The 7,787-nt window shown below is 67.5% G+C and carries 4 protein-coding genes; 3 read left to right on the forward strand and 1 reads right to left on the reverse strand.

All coding sequences use genetic code 11. The annotated features are described in order from the left end of the window. Positions 1 to 98 precede the first annotated feature (98 nt). Positions 99 to 971, forward strand: coding sequence for an ion channel (locus G3N97_RS34180; RefSeq protein ID WP_241031006.1), 873 nt, complete (start codon positions 99 to 101; stop codon positions 969 to 971). Positions 972 to 1,194: 223 nt separating this feature from the next. Then, complete coding sequence (locus G3N97_RS34185; RefSeq protein WP_205997291.1) at positions 1,195 to 4,851, forward strand: indolepyruvate ferredoxin oxidoreductase family protein; 3,657 nt, start codon at positions 1,195 to 1,197, stop codon at positions 4,849 to 4,851. Between the two features lie 111 nt (positions 4,852 to 4,962). Here G3N97_RS34185 and G3N97_RS34190 read toward each other — a convergent pair whose 3' ends face one another. After that, complete coding sequence (locus G3N97_RS34190) at positions 4,963 to 6,240, reverse strand: EAL domain-containing protein (protein WP_205997292.1); 1,278 nt, start codon at positions 6,238 to 6,240, stop codon at positions 4,963 to 4,965. Between the two features lie 416 nt (positions 6,241 to 6,656). Between G3N97_RS34190 and G3N97_RS34195 the strand changes: the two genes are divergently transcribed. After that, a partial coding sequence (locus G3N97_RS34195; protein WP_205997293.1) for a Na+/H+ antiporter occupies positions 6,657 to 7,787 on the forward strand: 1,131 nt, incomplete at its 3' end.

Here is a 7,787-nt window from a genome sequence, read left to right on the forward strand (position 1 = left end):
AGGCCAACGCGCACGCCGCCACCGACGAAGACCGCAAGCGCCCCGGCAGCGACCGCGCTCACGCCTGGCAAACGCGCGGCGGCCCCGCGCCGCGCCGCCTGCACATCGGCTCGCGCGAAGTGCTCGTCTACGGCATGCCGGTGCATGGCTGGCAGGACCTCTATCACACGGCGCTCACCATGCGCTGGCCCACCTTCTTCGCCTCGCTCGCCGCGCTGTTCGTGGTCGCCAACGCGTTCTTCGCGTGCCTCTACCAGCTCGGCACCGCGCCCATCGCGAATCAGTATCCGCACGGTTTCGCGGGCGCGTTCTTCTTCAGCGTCGAAACGCTCGCGACGGTCGGTTACGGCGACATGCATCCGCAAACCGTCTACGCGCACATCGTCGCCACCTTCGAGATCTTCGTGGGCATGTCGAGCATCGCGCTCGCCACGGGCATCGTGTTCGCGCGCTTCTCGCGTCCGCGCGCGAAGATCCTGTTCGCGCGCCAGGTGGTCGTGCATCCGATCGAGGGCCGCCTGACGCTGATGGTGCGCGCCGCCAACGCGCGTCAGAACGTGATCGCCGAAGCCAGCGCGAAGCTGCGCCTCGTGCGCATCGAAACCTCGTCGGACGGCTATACCGCGCGACGCATCTACGACCTCAAGCTCGTGCGCGATCAGCATCCGCTCTTCACGCTCGGCTGGAACCTGATGCACGTGATCGACGAAACCAGCCCGCTGCACGGCGCGACGCCCGAGTCGCTCGCGCTGCAGGCCGCCACGCTGCACGTGGTGATCGAAGGCTCGGACGAGTCGACCGCGCAGACCATGCAGGCGCGCTACATCTGGCCGGACGGCCAGGTGCGGTTCGGCCATCGTTACGTCGATCTGATGAGCGAAGTCGGCGGCGTGAGCCGGATGGACTACACGCACTTTCACGACGTCGAGCCCTTCGATCAGACCCGGCCTTACGGTCCGCGCGTGATCTGAATCAAAACCCGCGCGCGGCCACGCCCCGCGCGCCGCACGCGCGACGAAAGAGAATTTCCCTCTAAAGCTCGCCATTGCGAGCAGGCTTTGGCGCATTCAACGGATGCGCCCGCAGAGTTAGCAAAAAACTTCCGCTATTGACGCGAAAAAATGGAGTCTTCAGCGAGCGCACAGAAAGACGCATAGACGCAGCGCTCGCCACACAAGAACGGAGACTTCCCCCATGACCGCGCGTCCCGCGTTTGGCGATCAGCCTGCTTCGCCTCCCCTCGCCGATTACCAGCTCACCGACAACCTCACCGCCACGCGCGGCCGCATCTTCCTGACCGGCACGCAGGCGCTGATCCGCCTCGCGCTGATGCAGCGTGCGCTCGACCGCGCGCACGGCCTGAACACGGCGGGCTTCATCAGCGGCTATCGCGGCTCGCCGCTCGGCATGGTCGACCAGCAGGCGTGGAAGGCGAAAAAACTGCTCGAAGCCGCCGACGTGCGCTTCCTGCCCGCCATCAACGAGGAACTAGGCGGCACGGCCGTGCTCGGCACGCAGCGCGTGGAAGCCGACCCCGAACGCACCGTCGAAGGCGTGTTCGCGATGTGGTACGGCAAGGGCCCGGGCGTCGATCGCGCCGGCGACGCGCTCAAGCACGGCAACGCCTACGGCTCGTCGCCGCACGGCGGCGTGCTGGTGGTGGCGGGCGACGATCACGGCTGCGTGTCGTCGTCGATGCCGCATCAGAGCGACTTCGCGATGATGGCGTGGCACATGCCCGTGGTGAATCCGTCGAATGTCGCGGACATGCTCGAATTCGGCCTCTACGGCTGGGCGCTCTCGCGCTACTCGGGCGCGTGGGTCGGCTACAAGGCGATTTCGGAAACCGTGGAATCGGGCTCGACCGTCGATCTCGACGCGCTCAAGACCGACTGGCAAGCGCCCGAATTGGCCAACGCGGATTTCGCCGCGCCGCCCGGCGGCCTGCACAACCGCTGGCCCGATCTGCCGAGTCTCGCGATCGAGCAGCGTCTCGCGGCCAAGCTCGACGCCGTGCGCCACTTCGCGCGCGCGAACAGCATCGACAAATGGATCGCGCCGAGCCCGCACGCGAACGTGGGCATCGTCACCTGCGGCAAGGCGCATCTCGACCTGATGGAAGCGCTGCGCCGGCTCGATCTCACCGTCGCCGATCTCGAACAGGCGGGCGTGCGCATCTACAAGGTGGGGCTCTCGTTTCCGCTGGAGATGTCGCGCCTCGACGCCTTCGTCTCCGGTCTCACCGACGTGCTCGTGATCGAGGAAAAAGGCCCGGTGATCGAGCAGCAGATCAAGGACCATCTCTACAACCGGAAAGACAGCGGGAAGGACGGCGCGCGCCCGGCCGTGATCGGCAAGCATGCGGAAGACGGCACGCTGCTGCTCTCCGAACTCGGCGAGTTGCGCCCGTCGCGCATCCTGCCGGTGTTCGCCGCGTGGCTCGCGAAGCACAAGCCGCTGCTCGATCGCCGCGAGCGCGTGGTCGATCTGGTGGCGCCGCAAATCCTCTCGAATGTCGCCGATGCCGTGAAGCGCACGCCCTATTTCTGCTCGGGCTGCCCGCACAACACCTCGACGAAAGTGCCCGAAGGTTCGATCGCGCAGGCGGGTATCGGCTGTCACTTCATGGCGTCGTGGATGGAGCGCGACACCACGGGCCTGATCCAGATGGGCGGCGAAGGCGTCGATTGGGCCGCGCATTCGATGTTCACGAAGACGCGCCACGTGTTCCAGAATCTCGGCGACGGCACCTACTTTCATTCAGGCATCCTTGCGATTCGCCAGGCCGTGGCCGCGAAGGCCAACATCACCTACAAGATCCTCTACAACGACGCCGTGGCGATGACGGGCGGCCAGCCCGTGGACGGCAGTATTTCCGTGCCGCAGATCGCGCGCCAGGTGGAAGCCGAAGGCGTCTCGCGCTTCGTGGTCGTGAGCGACGAACCCGAGAAATACGACGGACATCACGGCCAGTTTCCGAAGGGCACGACGTTTCATCATCGCAGCGAGCTCGACGCCGTGCAGCGCGAACTGCGCGAAACGCCGGGCGTGACCGTGCTGATCTACGACCAGACCTGCGCCGCCGAAAAGCGCCGCCGCCGCAAGAAAGGCGAGTTCCCCGATCCGGACAAGCGTCTGTTCATCAACGAAGCCGTCTGCGAAGGCTGCGGCGATTGCGGCGTGCAATCGAACTGCCTCTCGGTCGAACCGGTGGAAACCGAACTGGGCCGCAAGCGCCGTATCGATCAGTCGTCGTGCAACAAGGACTATTCGTGCGTGAACGGATTTTGCCCGAGCTTCGTCACGATCGAAGGCGGCAAGCTCAAGAAGGCCGCGGGCGCCGCGTTCGATCCGCAGGCGCTGGCCGCGCGCGTGAGTGCGTTGCCGATGCCGTCGACGCATCTCGACAACGCGCCCTACGACATTCTCGTGACCGGCGTGGGCGGCACGGGCGTGGTGACGGTGGGCGCGCTCATCAGCATGGCCGCGCATCTGGAAGGCAAGAGCGCGTCGGTGCTCGATTTCATGGGCTTCGCGCAGAAGGGCGGCTCGGTGCTGTCGTTCGTGCGTTTCGCCGCCACCGACGCGCTGCTCAACCAGGTGCGCATCGACACGCAGCAGGCCGATCTGCTGCTCGCGTGCGACATGGTGGTGGGCGCGGGCGCCGACGCGCTGCAAACGGTGCGCCACGACCGCACGCGCATCGTCGTGAACACGCACGAGATTCCGAACGCGTCGTTCGTGCAGAACCCCGACGCGAATCTGCACGCCGACGCACTGCTCGCGAAGATGCGTCACGCGGCGACGAACGGCGCGACGCCCGCGCAGGATCCGCTGTCGACCTGCGATGCCCAGGCGCTCGCGCAACGCTATCTCGGCGACACGATTGGCGCGAACATTCTGATGCTCGGTTTCGCGTGGCAGCTCGGCCTCGTGCCCGTGTCGCTCGCGGCGCTCACGCGCGCGATCGAGTTGAACAACGTGGCCGTGCAGGCGAATCTGTTCGCGCTTTCGATCGGCCGTCTCGCCGCCGCCGATCCGGCCGCGCTCGAAGCGCTCGACCTTCGCCGCGCGAATGCAGCAAGCGAAGCGGCGCTTTCCGCGCGCAAGCTCACGCAAACGCTCGACGAACTGATCGCCGATCGCGAAGCGCGTCTGCTCGCCTATGGCGGCGCGGGCTACGCGAAGCGCTATCGCGCGCTGACCGACGCCGCGCGTCTCGCCGACAAGTCAGCGGATCAGGCGCTCGCGCGCGCGGTCGCGGCCACGTTCTACACGTTGCTCGCAGTGAAGGACGAATACGAAGTCGCGCGCCTGCATGCCGATCCGGCGTTCCGCGCCGCGCTCGAAGCGCAGTTCGAAGGCCAGGCGGGCAGCGACTTCACGGTGAAGTTCAACCTCGCGCCGCCGCTGATCGCACGCGAAAAACACGGCCAGCCGCCGCGCAAGATGCAGTTCGGCCAATGGCTCTGGCGCGCGCTCGCGCTGCTCGCGAAGGGACGCGGCGTGCGCGGCACGTGGTTCGATCCGTTCGGCCACACGCTTGAACGCCGCATAGAACGCGCGCTCGCCGACGATTACGAGGCCACGCTGCGCGGCGCGCTGATTCAACACGCGCACACGACGACGGACAGCGCCGCCGACCTCGCGAAGTTCGCGAGTCTGCATCAGCGCGTGCGCGGCTACGGCCACGTGAAGCTCGCGAACCTCGCGGCGGTCAAGCGCGGCGAGCGCGAACTCGCGGCGCGTCTGGGTATCGACGTGAAGACGAGCGCGGCCGTGAGCGATGCGCTCGCCTCGTTCAAGGGCGCGGGCGCGCTGCGCGGCATTCCGGTGGTCGTGGCGAAATAAGCCCTGTTTTCAGGGGTTAAATCACGCAATGCGAACGGCGCGGGCTCATCATGGCTCGCGCCGTTTTCCATTGCGCTTCGATCGACTTGAGCGAAGCGCTCACACTCACGTTCAGGCCAGTTCTTCCGCCATCCAGTCGACGTCGCCGCACAGCACGCACAGGCGGTCGCCGACCTGCACGGCCATCGAGAGCGTCACGCACGGCAGCGCCTCGTTGATCGACAGATACGGCGACGTCACATGCACGCGTCCCGGCGAGACCAGCGCCGCGCGGAAATACGGCCGGCGCAGCCAGTTCGCGCCCTGCGCGTCGTCGAGCGGCAGGAAGCGCGCGCCCTGCTCCGCGCGGTCCACGCGCAGCACGACGTTGCGCCCGGCCTGACGCCCGCTCGCATCGAGCAGGAAGCAGCGCGCCGCGTGATCGAGCGCGAGAAAATTCCAGCACACCTCTTCGAGCGACTCGCCCGCGCCCAGCCGCTCCGCCGCGCGCTCGAACGCGCGCACATAGGGCGCGAGACGGCTCGTGGTGCCGCGCTCGCGCGCCTCGGTCTGCTCGCGGTAACGCTCGGTCGCTTCTGCGATCACGGTCTGCGCGTGCGTGGCGTCGGTCAAGCCCGGCGCCGGACGCGCGAAGAAAAAGCCCTGCACGAAGTCGGCGTTGCAGGCGAGCGCGATCTGCGCTTCGTGCTCCGTCTCCACGCCCTCGATCAGCACGAGCTTGCCCGCCTCGTGCAACAGCGAGACCAGCGCGGGCAGCGTCGCGGCCATGTCGGCGCGGTGCGCGGCGTGCATCAGCATGATGCGGTCGAGCTTCACGATGTCGGGATTCAGTTGCCACACGCGGCCGATATCGACATGACCGGCGCCGAAGTCGTCAAGCGCGATCAGGAAGCCGCGTTCGCGGAACTCGGCCACGGCGTGCGCGAGCGCGTCGAGATCGGTGGCCTCGGCTTCGAGCACTTCGAGCACCACGCGCCGTGGCGGCAACCCGAGCCGCCGCAGATTCGCGAGCAGCGCCGCCGCGTGATACGGCTCGATCAGCGTGCCCGGATGCACGTTGAGAAACAGCCACTCGCGCTCGGCGCCGAGCAGCGAGAAGTTCTCCAGATGCAGCCCCTGGGCGAGCCGGTCGACCTGCAGCGCCTCGCCGACGCGCGCGGCCGCGCCGAACACGTCGAGCGGCGAGACGGGCCGGTCGAGCGCGTCGTGCGCGCGCAGAAGCCCTTCGTAGCCGATCGCACGCATGTGCGACAGGCTGAACACCGGTTGAAACACGCTGGTGAGCGCAAGCTCGCCATGTTGCGCGCTATAGCGCTGCAGCCCCGACGAAACGCTCAGGGTGAACCCGAGCGGCGCCGCGGCCATCTTGTCCTGCTGCTCTGTGATCATGCCTTCCTCTTCGCGCAAGTTGATCGCCACGGGCGTGCGTACCGGCGGCCGATGCGTTGCGTCGTTGGCAGGCGATAAAGCAAGGTCCGTGCGCACGCTGCGACCCGCCCTGCATCGAAGCCTGCACCGCGCACCGTGCGCGTGCGCGCGCGGCGGGCATGATGCGTCCCTGCACGCACCAGAATCGTGCATGCGCCCTCGCCGCCGTGCTCGCCGCCGCGCTCGCCCTACAAGTCCCTTGCACGCTTCGCGGCGTGCGCAGCCGCGCTCGGGCTACACTTACCGCCAACCGCCGCCTGCCTCGTCAGGCATGCTCCGCATCGTTCGCCGCTACCCCGCGGCACGTTCCGCATTCAACGGATGATTGGGGGCCGCACCGCGCGCCCTCGCATCCCTGCTCGTCTCGCCGCTCATCGATGGAAACCATTTTCACCGTTCTCATTCTGCTCCTCGCCGTGGCCCTTTCGGGGATCATCGTGCGGCTGCTGCCCATCAAACTGCCCTTGCCGCTGCTGCAGATCGCCATCGGCGCGCTGCTCACGTTCCCGCGCATCAATCCGCACGTGACGTTCGATCCCGACGTCTTCATGGCGCTGTTCATTCCGCCGCTGCTGTTCGCGGACGGCTGGCGCATGCCCAAGCGCGAGTTCTTCATGCAGCGCCGCGCGATCCTGCTGCTCGCGCTCGGCCTCGTGCTGCTGACCGTGGTGGCCGTCGGCTATTTCGTGCACTGGCTCGTGCCGCAGATCTCGCTGCCCGTGGCCTTCGCGCTCGCCGCCGTGCTCTCGCCGACCGACGCCGTCGCGCTCTCGGCGATCGCCGGCAAGGACAAGATTCCCGCGCAGCTCATGCACATCCTCGAAGGCGAAGCGCTGATGAACGACGCCTCGGGCCTCGTCGCGCTCAAGTTCGCGGTGGCGGCGGCGCTCACGGGCGTGTTCTCGCTGCGCCAGGCCACGCTGAGCTTCTTTCTGATCGCGGCGGGCGGGCTCGCCGTGGGCGCGGCGATCGGCTGGTTCTTCAGCTTCATGTCGTCGCGCTTCCTGAACGTCGATGCCGAAGGCGACCCCGCGCCGGGCGTCGTCATGACCTTGCTGATTCCGTTCGCGGCCTACCTGTTCGCGGAACATCTCGAAGTCTCGGGCGTGCTCGCCGCCGTGGCCGCCGGGATGATGATGAATTACACGAGCGTCGCGCACATGGGTCCGGTGTCGGCGCGCGTGCGTGCGACCAGCACGTGGTCGATGATCGAGTTCGTGTTCAACGGCATGGTGTTCACGCTGCTCGGCCTGCAATTTCCCGGCATTCTCGGCAAGGCGCTGCTCGACGCGCATCACACGAGCAACGTGCAGATGCTGCGTCTGCTCGGCTATATCGGCGCGGTGCTGATCGCGCTCTACGCGATGCGCTTCGGCTGGGTCTGGCTGCTGCGCTGGGTGGCGAGCCGCGGCGCGGCGCGTCACGGCGTGGCCAATGCGGTGCCGGGGCTGCGCACCGTCGCCATCACCACGGTCGCGGGCGTGCGCGGCGCGGTGACACTCGCGGGC

This window comes from Paraburkholderia sp. Ac-20347, from assembly GCF_017104805.1.
Taxonomy (GTDB): domain Bacteria; phylum Pseudomonadota; class Gammaproteobacteria; order Burkholderiales; family Burkholderiaceae; genus Paraburkholderia; species Paraburkholderia tropica.